This window comes from Kribbella sp. NPDC050281, from assembly GCF_040655855.1.
Taxonomy (GTDB): domain Bacteria; phylum Actinomycetota; class Actinomycetes; order Propionibacteriales; family Kribbellaceae; genus Kribbella.
The window spans coordinates 149,131-166,355 of record NZ_JBFAKS010000001.1; the positions used below are offsets into that span (position 1 = coordinate 149,131).

Sequence of the window (17,225 nt, forward strand, 5' to 3'; positions counted from 1 at the left end):
TGTTCAGGTCCTGCTGATGACGGCCTTGCCGCGGATGCCGCCCATTTCCAGTGACTGCACTGCTTGCGCGGCCTGGTCGAAGTCGAAGACCCGTCCGACGACCGGACGTAGCGCGCCGCTGTCGACGAGGGCGGTGATCTGGCGGAGCTGGTCACCGCTGGCGCGCATGAAGAGGAACTCGTAGGTCACGCCGAGGCGCCGGGCCTGGCGGCGGATGCGGCTGCTGAGGGCGGTCATCACCAGCCGGAGCACTGGGTTCGCGCCGAGCTCGCGGGCGAACGCGGCGTCGGGTGGCCCGGCGATCCCGATCGCCTTGCCGCCGGGGCGCAGTACGCGCAGCGACTTCTCGAGGTTCTTCCCGCCGAGGCTGTCCAGCACCAGGTCGTACCCGTCGAGGAGCTGTTCGAAGTCCTGGCTGCGGTAGTCGATGACGAAGTCCGCGCCGAGCTCGCGCACGAAGTCGACGTTGCCGGTGCTGACCGTGGTGGCGACCGTGGCGCCGAGCTGCTTGGCGAGCTGGATCGCGATCGTTCCGACTCCGCCGGAGCCGGCGTGGATGAGGACCCGTTGCCCGCGCTGCAGGTTGCCCCGTTCGACGAGTGCCTGCCAGGCGGTCAAGGCCACCAGCGGTAGCGAGGCCGCTTCCTCGAGGCTGACCGATGCCGGCTTGAGCGCAAGGTCGGCCTCGGCGACCGCGATGCGCTCCGCGAATGTTCCGATGCGGTCTTTGTCGGGCCGGCCGTACACCTCGTCGCCGGGCCGGAATCCCTGCACCTTCGCGCCGACGCCGATCACCGTTCCGGCGACGTCGTTGCCGAGGATCTGCGGCAGCTTGTACGGGAGGATCTGCTTGAACTCGCCGGCCCGGATCTTCTCGTCGAGCAGGTTGAGCCCGGCAGCCTGGACCTGTACGAGCACGTCGTGCTCTCCGACCACAGGCTCGGGGACATCCGCTTGCTGTAGCGGCCCCTTGTACTGCTTGACGACGAACGCTCGCATGGCGACTTTCCCTCTCATACCGACGACGCGGCTTGTCCTGGATCAATCAATCTGAGTTAACTCAATAATGAGTGTACTCAGTAAACTTGTCAAGGGAGACGCAATGCGAGGCGGTCGGCCGCCGATCGCTCGCGCCGGGTACGCGTCCCGGCGTAGGCTCCGCGACCACGATCCGGGCACTCGAATGCCACCCTCGCGTGTGGAGTGACGGCGTCCGCGGACGCGGTACTTCGGGTTGGTTCAAGTCGAGTGCGCCAACCGACTCCACGCCGTCGGCCGCCGGTCACCCGTCGCCGCCGTACGGCAAGTGCCCGCCGGCGTCGTATTGGATGGCGAACTGGTGATCACGGTCGACGGCCGACTGAGCCTCGACGCGCTCCGGCGGCGACGCCTCGAACAGCTATCCGGCGAGTGGGCGACGGAGCTCCAGCTGCCCCCGGTCGCCGCCGATTTCGACGAGGCCCGGATGGCACGATAGGCGATCACGTGGGGTCCTGTCCGTGGACGGAGTCTTTGGCGAGAAGCGACTTACGCCTCAGGACCCCTACCCGGCCGACGCCACACGCCCGTTCACCACACCGTTGCTCTAGACAACGACACCCGATCAGCCGACCAACCCCGATGGGGAACCTCACTTGGGGTTTCTCTTTGTCCGGGGCTGTTCTTGCCAACACTTCTGCCAACACGGCACCACCGCTGACGGGCCCGACCCATAGCCGGCCGAAGGCCTCGGCTCGCCGGGCGCGGATCACTCTCATTCCGTCGATCGCCTGACGCCGTCTGGCTGGGCATCAACGGCAGCATGGAATGCTGGACGGATCTTGGCTCTTGAAGGGGGTCCATGTCCGACGTGCCGGTTGCTCGCCCGAAGATCGTTTGTCTGTGCGGTTCCCTGCGCTTCAGCAGGGAGTTTGCGACCGAGCGCACGCGCTTGACGCTCGATCTGGTGATCGTCCTGGCTCCGGAGGCCACCGAGGCGCCTGTGCTGGACCCTTTGCTCGTGCGGGCCTTGGGCGAACTGCACCTCCGCAGGATCGACCTCGCAGATGAGGTACGAATCGTGAACCCAGGTGGCTACATCGGGGAGACCACCCGCCGCGAGATCGCGTACGCCAACGCATTGGGCAAACCCGTCACGTACTTCCACGAACTGGCGAAGGGGGACAGCTAGTCGGTTTCGCGGCTGTCAGGCGGTCTGTAGCTCGGCTACGAGCTTTTCGACCCGGCCGCGGATGTCGTCGCGGACTTCGCGAACGACCTCGATGGGTTGGCCGGCGGGGTCGGTGAGTTCCCAGTCCTCGTAGCGTTTGCCGGGGAAGATGGGGCAGGCGTCGCCGCAGCCCATGGTGATGACGACGTCGCTGTGCCGGACGTCTTCGGTGGCAAGGATGTGCGGCACGGCGCCGGTGATGTCGATGCCGACCTCGCGCATCGCTTCGACGGCGACGGGGTTGATCTGGTTGGCGGGTTCGGACCCGGCGGACCGGACTTCGATGGTGTCGCCGGCCAGGTGGCGCAGCCATCCGGCAGCCATCTGTGAGCGGCCGGCATTGTGGATGCAGACGAAGAGAACAGCGGGCTTGCTCACGCGGATGCTCCTGTGTGGGTGGTGTCTGAATGAGGTGTGACGACATCGTCGGCGGCCTGGCCCGCGTGGGGGTAGAGAACCACAACGAGGGCAGCGCCGACGATGGCACCGACGGCTTGGAAGAAGATGAAGCCGGGCACCGAGCTGGGCGAGATGCCGGCGAACGTGTCGCTGAACGCCCGCCCGATCGTGACGGCCGGGTTGGCGAACGAGGTGGACGAAGTGAACCAGTACGCCGCCCCGATATAGGCGCCGACGGCAAGAGGGGCGAGTTGGGCTCGGCCGGACCAGGCGAGCGCGAAGATCAGCAGGATCAGACCGGCGGTGGCGACGGTCTCGCCCAGGTAAAGGTGGCCGGCAGACCGGTGCGTGGTCGACCAGGACACCACGGTTTCGCCGTACATGAGGTTGGCGAGAATCGCCCCGGCGATGCCGCCGCCGATTTGGGCGGGGATGTAGGCGGCGAGGTCGCGGCCCTTCAGTCCGTTGCCTGTACGCCGGCCGAGCCACCAGTCGATCACGGACACGGCCGGGTTGAAGTGGGCGCCGGACACGGGACCGAGCATCAGGATCAGGACCGCTAGCCCGAGCGCGGTGGCAAAGGAGTTCTCCAGGAGCTGTAGGCCGGTGTCGCTGGGTGACAGGTTGGCCGCGGCGATGCCGGAGCCGACAACAACGGTGACGAGCAAACCGGTCCCCAAAGACTCGGCGACCGCGCGACGCCACAAGGGTAGTGCGTGGCTCATCCGCGGCTCACCGGAACGGCGAGTTCGTCGAACAGGACGCGGCGTTCGATCTCGTCGCGGATCGGGCGTACGTCGGCGACGTCGAGTCCATTCGGGTCGTCCAGCTCCCAGTTCTCGTAGCGGGTGCCGGGGAAGATCGGGCAAGCGTCGCCGCAGCCCATGGTGACCACGACATCGGCAGCGCGGACCACTTCGTCAGTCCACGGCTTCGGGTACTTGGCGTTGTGGACGCAGAGGAACAGCACGACGGGTTTGCCGTCGTCGTGGTGGCCTTCGACTCGAGCGAGTGCGGTGAGGCGTTGCCGCGCGAACCGTTCGGCCAGCAGGGGAAGGAAGTTCGGGATGGTGCTGCCGGTGGCGAACTGGTCGTAGCTCGAGTGCAGGAACCGTTCGATGGTCTCGGTCATGGGGTGCTCCGGGTGGAGTCGGTCGCCTCCGGCGACAGTGCGGGAGCCAGCCGTTCGATCCGGTCGGCGATCTCGGTGTAGGCGGCTTCGAAGGCCGCGTCGGTATCGGCCGGCGCCGGGTCAGGGATCGACCAGTGGAGCCGCGGTCGCTGCTCGGACGGCAGGTGCTCGTAGGCGTTGTCGCAGACCGCGATCAGCAGATCGTCGCGCCGTACGACATCGCTCACGTTGGCGGTACGCCAGTCAACGGGATCCAGGCCGTGCCGGCGCGCCACCTTCAGCGCGCGCGGGTGGATCCGTTCGGCCGGTTGGGTGCCTGCGGAGACGGCCGGCACGTGGCTGCGCCGGGACCAGATCGCCGCGGCGAGTTGTGAGCGGGCCGAGTTCTGGGTGCAGACGAACACCACCCGCTTCGCCGCGAGCAGCGCCGGAGTGACGATCGCGGCCAGCGCGTCCGGTTGGAGTCGCACATAGGTACGTCGACGGTCGCCCTCGGAGCGGGTTCGAGCGACCAGTCCGGCGTCCTCCAGCACCTTCAGATGATGGGCGACCAGGTTCGTCGGCAGGTCCAGCGCGGCACCCAGTTCACCCGGCGCGACGTCACCAGCGACCAGCGTGTCCACGATCGCGAGCCGCGCCGGGTCGCCGAGTGCCGCATGGATGCGGGCGCGGTCGACCAAAGTCAATCGCTCAGTGCTCATTGACTCAATGATCACTGAGGTAATTTGAGCAGTCAAGCCAGCGGCCAGACCGGTTGGATCAGCGAGGCAGCAGGGGCTCCGGGACGGCTAGAAGACTCGAGATCCACTGCAGGCGTTCAGGCACGGGCCAGTAGTAGACCCAGGTCCCGCGGCGCTCGCAGTCGACCAGGCCGGCCTCGCGCAGCACCTTGAGATGGTGGGAGATCGTCGGGCCGCTCACCTCGAACTGCGGCGTGAGGTCACAGACGCAGATCTCATCGCCCGCTGACGTGATCATCGACAGGAGGCGGAGCCGGATCGGGTCGGCGAGCGCCTTGAACACCGACGCCCCCTCGACAGCCCCGGCCGCATCGAGTGCAGCATCGGAGATCGGCGCGCAACAGCCGCCGGTTCCGACGGGCGTCAACGTGAGCTCCTGTTTCGACATGGGTCTATCTTGACTCTTGTCTAATCACGAGGCAAGCTGATGGTTGTTTCGATGATCTTCTAGACAGGGAGTTGGAATCGTGAGCGAGCAGACAGCGGCGCCGGTGGTCGTCATCGGTGCGGGTCCGGTCGGTCTGGCCGCGGCGGCACACCTCGCAGAACGCGGACTGGACTTCGTCGTACTGGAGTCCGGGCCGAGTGTCGCGGCGGCGATCGGCGAATGGCGGCACGTGAAGCTGTTCAGCCCGTGGCGCTACGACATCGACTCCGCCGCCCGGCGGCTACTCGAGGCGAGTGGATGGACCGAGCCGGACCTGGGCACGCTCCCCACCGGCGGCGACCTGATCGACTCCTACCTCGCACCGCTGACCAAGACGCAACAGCTCAACGACCGCATCCGGTACGACGCAACCGTCGCCGCCGTCACCCGCATTGGGTTCGACCGGATCCGCACCGCCGGACGCGAAGCCGCGCCATTCCTGATCCGCCTCTCCGACGGCACCGAACTACTCGCCTCCGCGGTGATCGACGCCGCCGGCACCTGGCGCAAGCCGAACGTCCTCGGTGGCTCCGGCATCCCCGCCCAAGGTGAAGCCGCCTCAGCGGACGGCATCGCCCGGGCCTTGCCCGACGTCCTTGGCGCTGACCGTGACCGCTACGCAGGACGCCGTACCGCCGTCGTCGGCGCCGGTCACTCCGCAGCTACCACGCTGCTCGACCTGGGCGAGCTGGCTGACCAGGTCCCGGGGACCGAGATCGTCTGGGTCGTACGCGGCACCGACCAGGCTCGCACCTACGGCGGCGGCGACGCCGACGAACTCCCCGCCCGCGGTGCGCTCGGCAGCCGTCTCAAGAAGCTGGTTCAGTCCGGACACGTCGAGCTCGTCAGCTCGTTCCGGGTCGAAGCGATCACCCGCGCCGCCGACGGCCGCGTCGAGCTGGCCTCGGGCGACCGCCGGGTCGTGGCCGACACCGTCGTGAACTCGACCGGCTTCCGGCCCGACCACGACTTCGTCTCCGAGCTGCGCTTGGATCTCGACCCGATCATGGGATCGACCCGCGCCCTCGCACCGCTGATCGACCCGAACCAGCACTCCTGCGGCACCGTCCCGCCCCACGGGGTGGACGAGCTCGCGCATCCCGACCCCGGGTACTACGCGGTCGGCGCGAAGTCCTACGGCCGGGCACCGACGTTCCTCCTCGCCACCGGCTACGAACAAGCCCGCTCGGTCGTCGCGGCACTTGCCGGGGACTGGGAGGCCGCACGTGACGTTCAGTTGGACCTGCCCGAGACCGGTGTCTGCTCGTCCAACCTGGCCTACGGCGGCAGTGACGACGAGGCCGGCGGTTGCTGCGGCCCGGCACCTCAAGCCGTAGAGATCTCAGCGCCGGTAGGTCGCGGCCTGGCCACCGGGATCAGCGGCGGCCTGCTGACCGTCATCGAGGACACCACGACCAAGCAGTCTGGCTGCTGCGGCTGATGCCCGCCACGACCTCCGCGACCGGTGCACAGCTGGCCGGCCGCGGAGGCATCCGGCGCGAGGTCGTCGCTGCGCTGGCACTCACCACGACCGTCAGCTACGGCGTCCTGTACTACGCCTTCAGCGCCCTGCTCGAACCGATGCGAACCGACCTGCGCATCTCCACCACCACAGCCACCGGAGCACTCACCACCGCCTCGTTGGTCAGCGCGTTGCTGTCCATCCCCATCGGTCGCCAACTGGATCGCCGCGGTGGGCACGGGCTGATGACCACCGGTTCGATCCTCGCTGCGGGCGCCGTGCTGGCGTGGTCACAGGTCCATTCGCCCGTCGAGCTGTACGGCGTCTTCGTCGCAATCGGCGTCGCCTCGGCAATGGTTCTCTACCCACCAGCCTTCGCCGTCATCGTCGCCGTCACCGCGCCAGAACGCCGTACGTCGGCACTGCTCGGAATCACCCTCGTCGCAGGGTTCGCAAGCTCGATCTTCATCCCGCTCGCCGGCCAACTCATCCAGGCCTACGGATGGCGGCACGCCCTGGTGATCCTCGGAGTCGTGATCGCGGTGATCACGGTTCCCCTGCACGCCGTCGCGCTCCGCCGCACTCAGCCGCCCGAACCGATCCACCACGAGCAGCGCGAACCACCCGGACGAGTACTGCGCGACCGCGGCTTCTGGCTGCTCGCAGTCGCTTTCGTCCTCCACAGCTCAGCGCTCGCGGTCATCGGCGTACACCTGGTCACCTACCTGACCCGCCTCGGCCACTCACCCACCACCGCCGCGACCTTGACCGGCCTCCTCGGGCTGCTGTCCGTCACCGGCCGGGTCACCGTCACGATCCTCCGACGATGGCTCCCGATCACAGCGATCACAGCCGCGATCATCACTCTGCAAGGCGTCGCGCTCGGCCTTCTCCCCACCGCCGGACGAAGCGTGCCCGGCGCCGCAGCCTGCCTGATCGCGTTCGGCCTCGGCTTCGGAGTCGCCTCGATCGCCAAGCCCGCGATCCTGCTCGACCGGTACGGCGACCACGGCTACGCCACCATCGCCGGCATCCTCGGCACACCCATCACCATCGCTGCCGCGACCGCCCCACTCGCAGCCGCAGCCCTGGCAACCGCCCTCGGCTACACCCCGCTCATCCTCACCGCAGCCGCAGCCTGCATCTTCGCCGGCATCGCCCTCGCCCTTTGTACAGGCCCGGCGTCACGAGGAACACCGAGCCGGGACAGATAGAAGTCCCATGAACCCGGTGACAACGCCTTGATCTGCGGCCGATGTGCGGATGTCCCCAAACCCCGCCGGACGGCCTAGCGTGATCCCACGGTGGCAGCGACGGCCCGGAGGCGACCATGAACGAGGAAGAGATCTGCGCGGAGATGGATCGTGTTCGAAACGACTACCGGGATCTCCTCGAGACTGCGACAGTCGCCGAGCTTCGCAGGCCAACCGACGGCACGAAGTGGAGCAATGAGCAGTTGCTGTTCCACATGCTCTTCGGGTACTTGCTGGTGCGAAACCTGAGGATTCTCGTCTGGGGGATTTCACGGCTACCCGACGGCGCATCCAGGCGGTTCGCCGCGCTCCTGAACGCTGGCACCCGCCCATTCCATGTCATCAACTACGTCGGCTCCCTATTCGGTGCGCGCGCTCTGGGATATCCCCGGATGGAGCGGCTCATGGACCGGGTGCTGACCAACCTCCAGGCATCGCTGCGAACAGGGCCGGAGCGTGCGCTCGACCGAGGCATGCACTTCCCAGTCGGTTGGGACCCCTACTTCGCGGAGTACATGACCCTGCGGGACGTCTACCACTACGCCACCCAGCACTACGACCACCACCGCAAGCAGCTGACCCTCGCGAGCGTGCGGGGGTCGTGAGGCTCGGTGGAGTACGACACGCGACTTGCTCGCCGTACCCCAGTCGTACCCCAACGGCGGCTGCCGCTCACCAGGTCACGTCAGCTGACCGGGCGCCGTCGTACGCACGGCTGATCAGTCCGGGCGACCCTTCAGCCGGCGGCTGACCGCACGCTCGACCTCCCGGCTCGCCTCGCGCTCGGCGAGCGCGTGCCGCTTGTCCCAGGTCTTCTTGCCGCGGGCAAGGGCGATCTCCACCTTCGCCCGACCGTCCTTGAAATAGAGGGTCACCGGGACGATCGTCAGCCCGCTCTCGTTGACCTTGCGCTCGATCTTGTCGATCTGGGCACGATGCAGCAGCAGCTTCCGCTTGCGACGAGAGCCGCCGTTGAACCAGCGGGCCTGCGAGTACTGCGGGATGTGCACACCGTGCAACCAGATCTCCCGGTCCTCGACCTGGGCGAAGCCACCGACCAGGGACGCCCGCCCGGCTCGAAGCGCCTTCACCTCCGGGCCCTGCAGCACAATCCCCGCCTCCCAGGACTCGCCCAGCTGGTACTCGTGGGCAGCCTTGCGGTTGCGCGCGACCACGGGTTCAGCCTCTGCCTTCTTCACACCGTGATTCTCCCCCGACGAGCCAACTAGGCCGAACCGGCCAGCTCGGCGACGCTGGCCAGATACTGCCGTGGGATCTGGGCCCGGGTTCGGATCTCGATCGAGTCGGCGTACGGAACGAGGCGTAACCACGATACGAGCCGGTGCACGCCGACCAGCGCCTCAGTGGCGGCGAGGTCGTCACGCAGCAGCCGTGGGTCGGCGTCGAGGTGATCACGCCAAACCGTCAGGTAGACGTCGAGCAGCTCGTCGCGGTCTGCGTGAGACAAGGGCGCACCGGCCCATTCCTCCACGGAGTCGAGGAAACCGTGCAGCGAGACGAACGGATGACCCCAGATCGCATTACCGAAGTCGAAGAACCGTGGCCTTAACGCGCCGGTCGAGCGGTCGGCGAAGATGTTCGCGGGGTACACATCGTTGAGCTCAAGGTCGAGCGGAACGATGTCGCTGAGGGACGCAGTATGTCGATCCACTACCTCAGCGGCGACCTCAGCTCGTTTCAGCATGTCTGGCTCGGGCCGCAGCGGATGCCCAGGCTGCAGCGACGCCCACTCCTCGGCCACGGCGCGCACTCGGTCACCGGCCGCGCTCGGTGCAAGCTCGATGATCCCGGCGTGTTCGGCCACGTCGATACGGCCGAGGAGGGCGCACTGAAGGCGGGCGAGCGCGCGGACCACGATGCGGCGCGTCGGCTGATGACGGACGTCGGGATGCGTGAGGGTCGTTCCCTGATCATCCGTGAGCAGCCAACTGCGTTCACGATCGACTGCGATCGGCACGATGACATCCTCTGGCGCGAGCCGGGCCAACGCGGCGACCAGACCGGCCTCGAATCGATGGCCAGGATTGTTCTCCTTGAACCACACCAGTCCCTCGACGGACGGATAGCAGCGCACCACGGACCAGAAACGCGCCCGATAGGTCACCGGCTCACCACTGATCCGGCGACCCTGCTCGGCGAGGCGACGACCAACCCAAGCATCCGCGGTCTGCGTCCACTCCGGCGATGTCCAACGACGGACCCATTGGCCCTCAGCGTCCGGGCCAAGCGGTCGAGCCGGCGGCGGATAGTGCGGCACCCCCGGCACGCTAATGCCCTGCCCCGACAGCTCAACCGCGAGGTAGGTCATACCCGCCCCACCCAGGGAACAGCGAAGGAATCCGCAGGCAATCCGCCAACAGATCCGCCATACATTGCATCAGCCGACATGTGACAGGCGAGACGTCCGGCGACCAACCGAGGAAGCCGCCCAACGCACGGATCTTCCGATGTGCGGATGCTGCGAGCGGCCTACGCGAGAGGTTGATACGCGTTGTGCTCCCCAATGAAGATGACCGCTCACTCCAGACCCTGATGACGTCCTTTGCGAGGTCGACCTCCAAAGAGATATGAGAGTTCGGGGCGCTCGCCGCGACGGAGTTGACGGCGTCCTCGTTCAGGACGACAGCTTCGCAGTCAACGGTCCAGGGACTGCGCTCGAAGGTAGCGGGCTCGACGTCGCATGGATCGCCGTCGGGAAGTCCGTCGTTGCGATCACCTCGAGCAGGGTTGCCACGCATCGGAGGATGCCGGACGACTGTCCGGTCACAGACTCATGAGGCGCGCCCACGAGTCGGACCGAGGCCTTTGTCGTCTACCCACCAATAGCCTCCAGGTACTTCGGGGAGTTGGCCGGCGAGCAATTTGTCCAGCGCAGCCAGAACCTCGCGAACCCAGGCACCAAGCGCCGCAGGTGCGTCGATTGGCGGGTCCATGCCGACAGCAGCCGCACGACGCAGGAAGGCGGGATCTGTCACCTCGACCAGGGCGTTGCTGGTCAGGCGGTCCTGGACGGGCGGAATCGCGGCATGGATGAGCTCCACAATGTGATCGTTTGTCACGTAATCGTCTAGCGCTGCGTCCACGGCACCCGTGACGCCGAGCGCAGCGCTCAGCGCCCATCGGTTCAACAAGTCGTCGAGTTCAGGTTCGCTGGTCGTCACCGGGTCAAGCTCAGCCACAAGCAGCGCAAGAACGACCGTTACCGCGGCGTCACGAGTCCAGAACCACTGCCCACGGAAATCGACCCTGCTCGTCCCCATAGCAGGAGACTAGGACGCCACGAGATCATCCGGACATGCCGCTGTCCGCGCACAGCCGATGGCCTCCGGCACATGACGGATCGTCCGGTCGTGCCGATGAGAGGTCGCGCCCTTGACCCCCAGGGGACGACACGTTCAACTAGCGTGTGCAACGTGGACGACCGCGAATACTTCGAGTTAGAGGATGCACAGCTGACGTCGTTCCAACTCAAGTTCCTGGTGGCACTGCGAGTCTTGGTTGACGGACGCCTTCGCCCGTATTGCGTTGAGTTTGACGACGACAGACTCCTGCTCTCCTTGGACATCGACGCGCCCGACGTTGCCCTGGTCAACGTCGGATTGGAACTCAGCGGGAATCGGCTGCGAGGAGACCGGATCAGCGTCGACGATCGGACGTTCCCGCCTACACCGACCCGTGATGGATTCGTTCTAGAAGGCACCCCGACCGACCTCGCTGCCCGGGGATGCGAGTTGCTGGACACTTACGGCCGTCGGCCGGTCGTTAGGTACGAGTGGCTGCACCGACGGAGGGTGTACGCGACGTGCCATCTGTTTGAGGACACCGGTGAACGGCTGGCCGACATGTACCGCAGCGACTGGGCGCCGCGGAGACAGGAAGCCGAACTCATCGCCAAGGGCTTTGTGCACGGCGGGGGCTGGATCCAAACTGAAGGTCTTGGGGAGCCCGACCGAGTGATCTTGGTCCGAGGGGCCCGCTGAAGATCGCGGAAGCCAACACACCTATCTCGGAGACGTCCGCTCGTGCCGCGAAGTGTGAAGGTGCGGAACTGCCGATGAGCGGTTGCCCACCGGGGACGCTTCGGCGTCCGAAGGGTTGACATATATCCATATGGAGATATGTTCGAACGGTGGCCCGTGCCTCGACAACCTCCGATGTCTTCAACGCAGTCGGTGACGTCCACCGCCGCGCGATCCTCGATGTGCTGCTCACAGGCGAGAAAGCGGTTGGGGCGATAGTCCGCGACGTCTCGATGTCTCAGCCTCAGGTCTCCAGGCACCTACGGGTGCTCGGTGAGGTGGGACTCGTTAGGTGCCGGGCCGATGGCCGCCGCCGGCTCTACCGCCTGGCTCCAGAGCACCTTCAACCCTTGCACGACTGGGTGGCCAAGTACGAGCGGGCGATCAACGACCGACTGGATCGGATCGAGGACTACCTCGAAGAGTTGCAACGACAAGGAGACGACAGTGGCACCTGATCGGCACGGCTCTGCAGTCATCATGTTCCCAAACGAGCTCGAGGTTGTCATCACCCGAGAGTTCGACGCTCCGATCGCTCTCGTCTTCGACGTGTTGACGAAGCCCGAGCACGTGAGCAAGTGGGGTGCGACACCCCCGGACCGGATGACGGAATGCTCGATCGACTTGCGGGTCGGGGGCAACTACCACTCCTCCTTCGTGACCGGAGACGGCACCGTGTTCTCGTTCAGCGGGACATACCTGGAGGTCGAGCCGCCGGCCCGAACCGTGGAGACGTGGCACTTCAACTGTTGGCCGGATGTTGAGGCAGTCGAAACGATGGAGCTGCAGGAACGTGACGGAGTAACGACGTTCACCTGGAGACTCGCGTTCCGCGACAAGGCCGGACGCGACCACATGACCAGTTTCGACGGCCAGCAAGACAGCCTCGACGAGATGGAAAACATCCTCAGGTCACTTCTCAACCCCAGCCGCGCCTAACAAGGGAAACGCACTCTCATGCCGCAGACTTCGACGATGGCATGCCCAGCGAAGAGCATGATGGCTGCATGCCCGACTTCATGTGGCTCCCGGCCAATCAAGCATCGCCAGACGACGTCGAGGCGGTCTTCGCCACGGGCGGAGCCCACAAGTGCCGTTGCCAAGCGCTGAAGGTGCCCGGCTGGATCTGGCGGGACACGACCCAGGAGCAGAGGGATGCCGCGCTGCTGGAGCAGACCGCCTGCGGCACCACCGGACCGACGTCGGGGCTGATCGGGTACGTCGACGGCGAGGCGGCCGGCTGGGTCGCGGTCGAGCCGCGGGAGAACTACCCGAGGCTGTGGAGCCGGAAGCAGGCGTGGATGCGGATGGACCCCGAGCTTGAGGGCGTCTGGTCAGTCACCTGCTTCGTCGTGCGCAAGGGCCGGCGTCAGTCGGGGCTGACCTACGAGCTCGCCGCCGCCACCGTTGAGTACGGCGAGCAGGTCGGCGCCCGCGTCCTGGAGGGGTACCCGATCGAGCCGCCGCCGGGCAAGACCGTGATCTGGGACGAGGCGTCGGTCGGGCTGGTGCAGGTCTTCCTCGAGGCTGGCTACGAGGTGGTGGCTTCGCCCACCCTGCGGCGGCGTGTGGTGCGGCGACGACTGGGCAACCATTCCTGACCGTCGCCAGACCGGCCCGACGAAGGGACCATGTCGCTCGGACGTGCCGCAGATGGCGTGCGCTGCGGCAACCGGATCTGCCGCATTCCGCGCTCATGCCGGTGAGCGATTGTTGGCCACTCAAGCGATGGGCAACGCTCAGAGGTCTTCGTCGAGCGCGATTGATGCCCACTCAACGGAAGTCAGGTGTGAAAGTACGGGTGTCTCGATGGATAGTGCCCACCCTTGCTGATACCAGATCACGAGGGCAGTGCTGCGCTGGAGTGGATCGCCCGACAGGGCGTTCGAGGAGAACGCGGCCTCGACGCGGATGGCCGGCAGTCTCGCCGCACCCCCGAATGGATAGTTCTCGAAGCCCTCGATCGGCTCCTGATCGACCGGTACCAGGTATCCGAGGTTCCGGTCGTGGCTGAGTTGCGCCTCGTTCATGCGCCGGTTCGGCAAGCCCTCCAGGAGGCCGTCGTACGTCAGCCGTTGGTGCAAGCGTGTGAGGCGAGGATCGACAACTCCGATACGAATCGGGACGGGAGTCACGGACCCATCGTGACAGGGGCGCAGCGCGCCAGCGCGAGCGTGCTACGCCGAGGGAGATTCGCCAGCTAGCGCGATGCCTACAGTGTCTTCCGCGGAGAGTGTCGCCAGGTTTGGCGGCTCGCCTCCGCTCCGCGCCACGAGGGCCCCACCTGCGTACCCTACCGATGCGCCTTGGTGATGGCCTCCGTTGCTCGGCTCTCGCGCCCTCAAGCTGGTCAAATCTGCCGAGCGGAAGCCAAGTCAGATCGGGGAGCAGGCTGCGTTACGTGCAGTCCCAGTACGCGAGCCCAAGCCCGCAGAGGCGACAGCGGAAGAGGTAACCGGTCAGGTCTCCGTCAGCACTGAGGTTTCGCATCGCCGCGTCGTCCAAGCCTCCGTCCAAGCGGAGCGACTCCATCGCGCCGGGCAGTGCTGCCACGTCTTCCCAGCCGGCTCGACCGAGGAACTCCGCGCCGTCGGTGCAGTGGAACATCCACCGTTCCTGCTGCCACCCCGCGAAGCCTGGAGTCCGACGCACGATCTCGTCCAGTACCGCTGCCGGTACGTCGCTTGGCGCGCCATCCGCTGTCGTGAAGTCCGCATCGAAGTGGTCGGCCGCGCTTCCATCCGCAATGCACCACGGACAGAGGAACTCGACCTCCTCGACGGCGTACACCGGGCCGACGTACAGGAGACCGCGAGCCTTGCCGCATCGCTCGCAGACCTCCGCAGATACAACGACAGATCCCGTCGCGACAGGGTCGGGGTGGTACGGGAACTGCGGCAGTCCGTCGCTCATGCCGGAAGCATCGTGGATCGGCCGACGCCAGCACAATCAGCCCGATGCATCACGTACTCCCATGCCGCTGTGCGCGGGTCGGTCGCGTCAGGGTGTCAGCTGGTGCGAGGTGGTCGGCTTGGGCCGCGACCGCGGGTCAACCGAGTCCGCGTTTCATTCTTTCTTCGCAGCGGACACGTCGACGCAGACGATTCCCTGGTTGCCGTCCTGATCGGCGATCACCGTGAGCGAGGGCGCGTTGCTCTCATCGACGACGGTCCCACCCGCGGCGACGGCGGCGGCGATCCGTTGCTCGGCCACTTCGGGCGCCACATAGACCTCGACGTGGAACCGCTGACGCGGGGTCTCGTGCTCGTCGGCGTCCCCGAACCACAGATTCGGCACCCGTCCCATGGCGTCTCGGATTTCGTCGCCGGGGGTTCCGCGGCCCTGGGCCTCAGGGCTCCCGGTCAGCAGGACGGCCCACATCGGGGCGATGGTCGCAGAGTGCGCCGTGTCGAGGCCGAGCTCGATATCGCTGACCGAGCCCGGGTCGGCGTCGAGCTGCTGGTCGGCGGCGATCTCGGTGATCCGTCGCGCGAGGTCGACGTCCTGCTGGGTCACCCATTCGACGACGTACTCGGTGCCCTCGTCGTCGCGGTAGATGGCGTCGTCGGAGACCAGCTTGAGGTCGACGTACCCCTTGCCGATCGACACGCGCGGGTGGTGGCCGAGCGCGTCGCCTGCCTCGCCCACCGCGGCGACGAACCGTGCGCCGGCGCCGAAGTCGTCGACCACGTACCGGGCGTGCAGTCCCTGGGCGAGCTTGCGCCAGTCGGTCAGGTTGGCCTCGGCGATCTGTTCGCCCCTCAGCATGTCCATACCCGGGGACCCTAGCGCCGATTCAGCCGCAGCGCCCGAGCTCATCGCTTCCCCTGTCCCGCCGGCCACGTAGATGTCCGATGCGTTCTCGCTGGCTGCTGAACCCGGCTGTGCGGCTTGCGTCAGAGCTCGGCGCGGAGGATCGACGCCGCGCCGGCCATGGCGCGCATCTTTCCCTCCGCACTCGCGCGAGGGAGGTACTTCATCCCGCAGTCGGTGGCGATCGTGATCCGGTCCGGGGAGGTGTACGAGAAGGCTCGCCGTACCCGATCGGCGACCATCTCGGCGGACTCGACCTCGGGGTCGGACGGGTCGATGACGCCCAGGATGACGGTCTTCTCGCTGAGGTCCCTCAGGACGCCGAGATCGAGACCCGACTGTGCGGTCTCGATCGAGATCTGGTCGGCCGAGCATCCGGCCAGCTCGGGGAGGAACGAGTACCCCTCGGGCCGTTCGTGGATGATCGCGGCGTACCCGAAGCAGATGTGGACGGCGGTGGTGCCAGTGACACCGTCGAGCGCAGCGTTGAGCGCGACGAGGCCGTACTCGCGGGCCGCCTCGGGCCGTGCCTGCATGTACGGCTCGTCGATCTGGACCAGGTCGGCGCCGGCGGCGTGCAGGTCCTTGATCTCAGCGTTGACCGCGGCTGCGTAGGCCAGAGCCGCCGACGCGAGGTCGGGGTAGTGGTCGTTCTGTGCCTGCTGCGACATCGTGAACGGACCGGGCACGGTCATCTTGACCCTGTGGTCGGTGTTCGCCTTCAGGAACTCCACGTCGCGGACGCCGATGGGGCGCGGCCGCGCGATCGGGCCGGCGATCCGCGGCACCGGGTTGGGATGCCCACTGCGATCGAGGGCCGACCCGGGGTTGTCGATGTCGACGCCCTCGAGGGCGGTGGCGAAGTGGTTGCTGTACGACTCGCGCCGCATCTCACCGTCGGTGAGGATGTCGAGTCCCGCCCTCTCCTGGGCGCGGATGGCCAGCAACGTGGCGTCGTCCTGCGCCTGCTCGAGGTACTCCGCGTTGACCCGCCACAGCTCCTTCGCCCGCACCCGCGGGGGAAAGCGGCCAGCGAGCTTGGCCCGGTCGATCAGCCAGTCCGGCTGGGCGTAACTGCCCACCAGCGAGGTTGGCAGGATCGGCAGCGGGATCGATGTCGCAGTCACTCTCGTGACTGTAGACCTGCCACCGCCCGTTGAGGAGGCGTCCGCTTCCCTCAAGGGTGCTTGGGCAATCCACCCACCGATCGGTTGTCTGCATCCTCGTCGTCCTCTGTCCCGGGAGAAGGTACGACGACCGCCCAGCCATGCCACTCGAACACGACCGCATCCTGCCATCGAACCGACCGCACATACCGCGTTCCGCGGCTTCGAGAGACGCGCCATGTTCCTCACCAGGTGGTGAGGAACATGGCGGTGGAGTTATTTGGCTCGAGGCTGTGGCTTGAAGCGGCGGACCTCATGGGGCCAACCGCAGGCCTCCGCGACCTTGCCGGCCCACATCTTGGCGGTCTCGTCATCAGGCACGTTCACCAGAGCGAACCCGCCCAGAAACTCCTTGGTCTCCACGTAGGGCCCGTCGGTGATCAACACCTCGCCGCTGGTAGGGTCGGCGTTGTAGACTGGGCCGTCCTCCTCCTCCAGTCCCCCGGCGAAGACGTATACGCCGGCGGCCTTCATCTCCTCCGTGACCGCCATGGCGAGCGGCCCGCGCCCACGGAACCACTCCTCGGTGTGGTCGCCCACCCACTGCTGGTTGAAGTAGATGAGGTACTCGGGCATGTCTGCTC

Annotated in this window: 23 protein-coding genes; 9 read left to right on the forward strand and 14 right to left on the reverse strand. The window is 66.8% G+C overall.

The genetic code is table 11. The annotated features are described in order from the left end of the window. Positions 1–3: 3 nt before the first annotated feature. Entirely contained in the window at positions 4–999 is a 996-nt protein-coding gene (locus AB0I34_RS00795; protein ID WP_360437153.1) for an NADP-dependent oxidoreductase, read from the reverse strand. Between the two features lie 235 nt (positions 1,000–1,234). Between AB0I34_RS00795 and AB0I34_RS00800 the strand changes: the two genes are divergently transcribed. Together AB0I34_RS00800 and AB0I34_RS00805 are read left to right on the forward strand one after the other, a co-directional pair. Beyond that, positions 1,235–1,477: a hypothetical protein gene (locus tag AB0I34_RS00800; RefSeq protein ID WP_360437156.1), complete on the forward strand. Its 243-nt coding sequence runs from the start codon at positions 1,235–1,237 to the stop codon at positions 1,475–1,477. Positions 1,478–1,930: 453 nt separating this feature from the next. Next, on the forward strand, positions 1,931–2,170 hold the full coding sequence (locus AB0I34_RS00805) for a hypothetical protein (RefSeq protein WP_360437159.1): 240 nt from the start codon (positions 1,931–1,933) through the stop codon (positions 2,168–2,170). Positions 2,171–2,185: 15 nt separating this feature from the next. Here AB0I34_RS00805 and AB0I34_RS00810 read toward each other — a convergent pair whose 3' ends face one another. The 5 genes from AB0I34_RS00810 to AB0I34_RS00830 are packed head-to-tail and all read right to left on the reverse strand — an operon-like array spanning position 2,186 to position 4,868. Then, positions 2,186–2,593, reverse strand: coding sequence for an arsenate reductase ArsC (locus AB0I34_RS00810; protein ID WP_360438119.1), 408 nt, complete (start codon positions 2,591–2,593; stop codon positions 2,186–2,188). Next, on the reverse strand, positions 2,584–3,333 hold the full coding sequence (locus AB0I34_RS00815; RefSeq protein ID WP_360437162.1) for an MIP/aquaporin family protein: 750 nt from the start codon (positions 3,331–3,333) through the stop codon (positions 2,584–2,586). Before AB0I34_RS00815 ends, AB0I34_RS00810 begins: the two co-directional genes overlap by 10 nt. Further along, positions 3,330–3,740 carry a three-helix bundle dimerization domain-containing protein gene (locus AB0I34_RS00820; RefSeq protein WP_360437165.1) on the reverse strand — a complete coding sequence of 137 codons (411 nt, stop codon included), beginning with the start codon at positions 3,738–3,740 and terminating at the stop codon, positions 3,330–3,332. Before AB0I34_RS00820 ends, AB0I34_RS00815 begins: the two co-directional genes overlap by 4 nt. Beyond that, entirely contained in the window at positions 3,737–4,441 is a 705-nt protein-coding gene (locus tag AB0I34_RS00825) for a helix-turn-helix domain-containing protein (protein WP_360437168.1), read from the reverse strand. The genes AB0I34_RS00820 and AB0I34_RS00825 overlap by 4 nt, the downstream gene beginning before the upstream one ends. Before the next feature lie 58 nt (positions 4,442–4,499). Continuing rightward, positions 4,500–4,868: a metalloregulator ArsR/SmtB family transcription factor gene (locus AB0I34_RS00830; RefSeq protein ID WP_360437171.1), complete on the reverse strand. Its 369-nt coding sequence runs from the start codon at positions 4,866–4,868 to the stop codon at positions 4,500–4,502. A 79-nt stretch (positions 4,869–4,947) separates the two neighbouring features. Between AB0I34_RS00830 and AB0I34_RS00835 the strand changes: the two genes are divergently transcribed. The 3 genes from AB0I34_RS00835 (at position 4,948) to AB0I34_RS00845 (ending at position 8,227) form a co-directional block, all read left to right on the forward strand. After that, a complete protein-coding gene (locus AB0I34_RS00835; RefSeq protein WP_360437174.1) occupies positions 4,948–6,348 on the forward strand; it encodes an FAD-dependent oxidoreductase in 1,401 nt (466 codons plus the stop codon). After that, positions 6,348–7,583 carry an MFS transporter gene (locus AB0I34_RS00840; protein ID WP_360437177.1) on the forward strand — a complete coding sequence of 412 codons (1,236 nt, stop codon included), beginning with the start codon at positions 6,348–6,350 and terminating at the stop codon, positions 7,581–7,583. The genes AB0I34_RS00835 and AB0I34_RS00840 overlap by 1 nt, the downstream gene beginning before the upstream one ends. A 116-nt stretch (positions 7,584–7,699) precedes the next feature. Continuing rightward, positions 7,700–8,227 (forward strand): DinB family protein, encoded by a 528-nt coding sequence (locus tag AB0I34_RS00845; RefSeq protein WP_360437180.1) that lies wholly within the window; start codon positions 7,700–7,702, stop codon positions 8,225–8,227. A 114-nt stretch (positions 8,228–8,341) separates the two neighbouring features. On the opposite strand, the gene smpB is transcribed toward AB0I34_RS00845, so the two are convergent. The 3 genes from smpB to AB0I34_RS00860 all read right to left on the reverse strand — a co-directional run bounded on the left by smpB (position 8,342) and on the right by AB0I34_RS00860 (position 10,903). Then, positions 8,342–8,821, reverse strand: coding sequence for an SsrA-binding protein SmpB (gene smpB / locus AB0I34_RS00850; RefSeq protein WP_360437183.1), 480 nt, complete (start codon positions 8,819–8,821; stop codon positions 8,342–8,344). Positions 8,822–8,847: 26 nt separating this feature from the next. Then, positions 8,848–9,951, reverse strand: a complete 1,104-nt coding sequence (locus AB0I34_RS00855; protein ID WP_360437186.1) for a hypothetical protein — start codon at positions 9,949–9,951, stop codon at positions 8,848–8,850. 463 nt (positions 9,952–10,414) lie between these two features. After that, positions 10,415–10,903, reverse strand: coding sequence for a hypothetical protein (locus AB0I34_RS00860; RefSeq protein WP_360437189.1), 489 nt, complete (start codon positions 10,901–10,903; stop codon positions 10,415–10,417). A 153-nt stretch (positions 10,904–11,056) separates the two neighbouring features. Here AB0I34_RS00860 and AB0I34_RS00865 point away from each other — a divergent pair, with 153 nt between their 5' ends. The 4 genes from AB0I34_RS00865 (at position 11,057) to AB0I34_RS00880 (ending at position 13,263) form a co-directional block, all read left to right on the forward strand. After that, complete coding sequence (locus tag AB0I34_RS00865) at positions 11,057–11,623, forward strand: hypothetical protein (RefSeq protein WP_360437192.1); 567 nt, start codon at positions 11,057–11,059, stop codon at positions 11,621–11,623. 149 nt (positions 11,624–11,772) lie between these two features. After that, a complete protein-coding gene (locus tag AB0I34_RS00870; RefSeq protein ID WP_360437195.1) occupies positions 11,773–12,120 on the forward strand; it encodes a metalloregulator ArsR/SmtB family transcription factor in 348 nt (115 codons plus the stop codon). 22 nt (positions 12,121–12,142) lie between these two features. After that, on the forward strand, positions 12,143–12,601 hold the full coding sequence (locus AB0I34_RS00875) for an SRPBCC domain-containing protein (protein WP_360437198.1): 459 nt from the start codon (positions 12,143–12,145) through the stop codon (positions 12,599–12,601). 68 nt (positions 12,602–12,669) lie between these two features. Then, positions 12,670–13,263 (forward strand): hypothetical protein, encoded by a 594-nt coding sequence (locus AB0I34_RS00880; RefSeq protein WP_360437201.1) that lies wholly within the window; start codon positions 12,670–12,672, stop codon positions 13,261–13,263. 138 nt (positions 13,264–13,401) lie between these two features. On the opposite strand, the gene AB0I34_RS00885 is transcribed toward AB0I34_RS00880, so the two are convergent. From AB0I34_RS00885 to AB0I34_RS00905, 5 genes are all read right to left on the reverse strand, one after another. Further along, positions 13,402–13,797 (reverse strand): hypothetical protein, encoded by a 396-nt coding sequence (locus tag AB0I34_RS00885; protein ID WP_360437204.1) that lies wholly within the window; start codon positions 13,795–13,797, stop codon positions 13,402–13,404. A gap of 262 nt (positions 13,798–14,059) precedes the next feature. Next, positions 14,060–14,575 carry a CbrC family protein gene (locus tag AB0I34_RS00890; protein WP_360437207.1) on the reverse strand — a complete coding sequence of 172 codons (516 nt, stop codon included), beginning with the start codon at positions 14,573–14,575 and terminating at the stop codon, positions 14,060–14,062. A 153-nt stretch (positions 14,576–14,728) separates the two neighbouring features. Beyond that, positions 14,729–15,436: a VOC family protein gene (locus tag AB0I34_RS00895; RefSeq protein ID WP_360437210.1), complete on the reverse strand. Its 708-nt coding sequence runs from the start codon at positions 15,434–15,436 to the stop codon at positions 14,729–14,731. 122 nt (positions 15,437–15,558) lie between these two features. Continuing rightward, positions 15,559–16,602, reverse strand: coding sequence for a hypothetical protein (locus tag AB0I34_RS00900; protein ID WP_360437213.1), 1,044 nt, complete (start codon positions 16,600–16,602; stop codon positions 15,559–15,561). A 255-nt stretch (positions 16,603–16,857) separates the two neighbouring features. Then, a complete protein-coding gene (locus tag AB0I34_RS00905) occupies positions 16,858–17,217 on the reverse strand; it encodes a YciI family protein (protein WP_360437216.1) in 360 nt (119 codons plus the stop codon). Between the last annotated feature and the right edge of the window lie 8 nt (positions 17,218–17,225).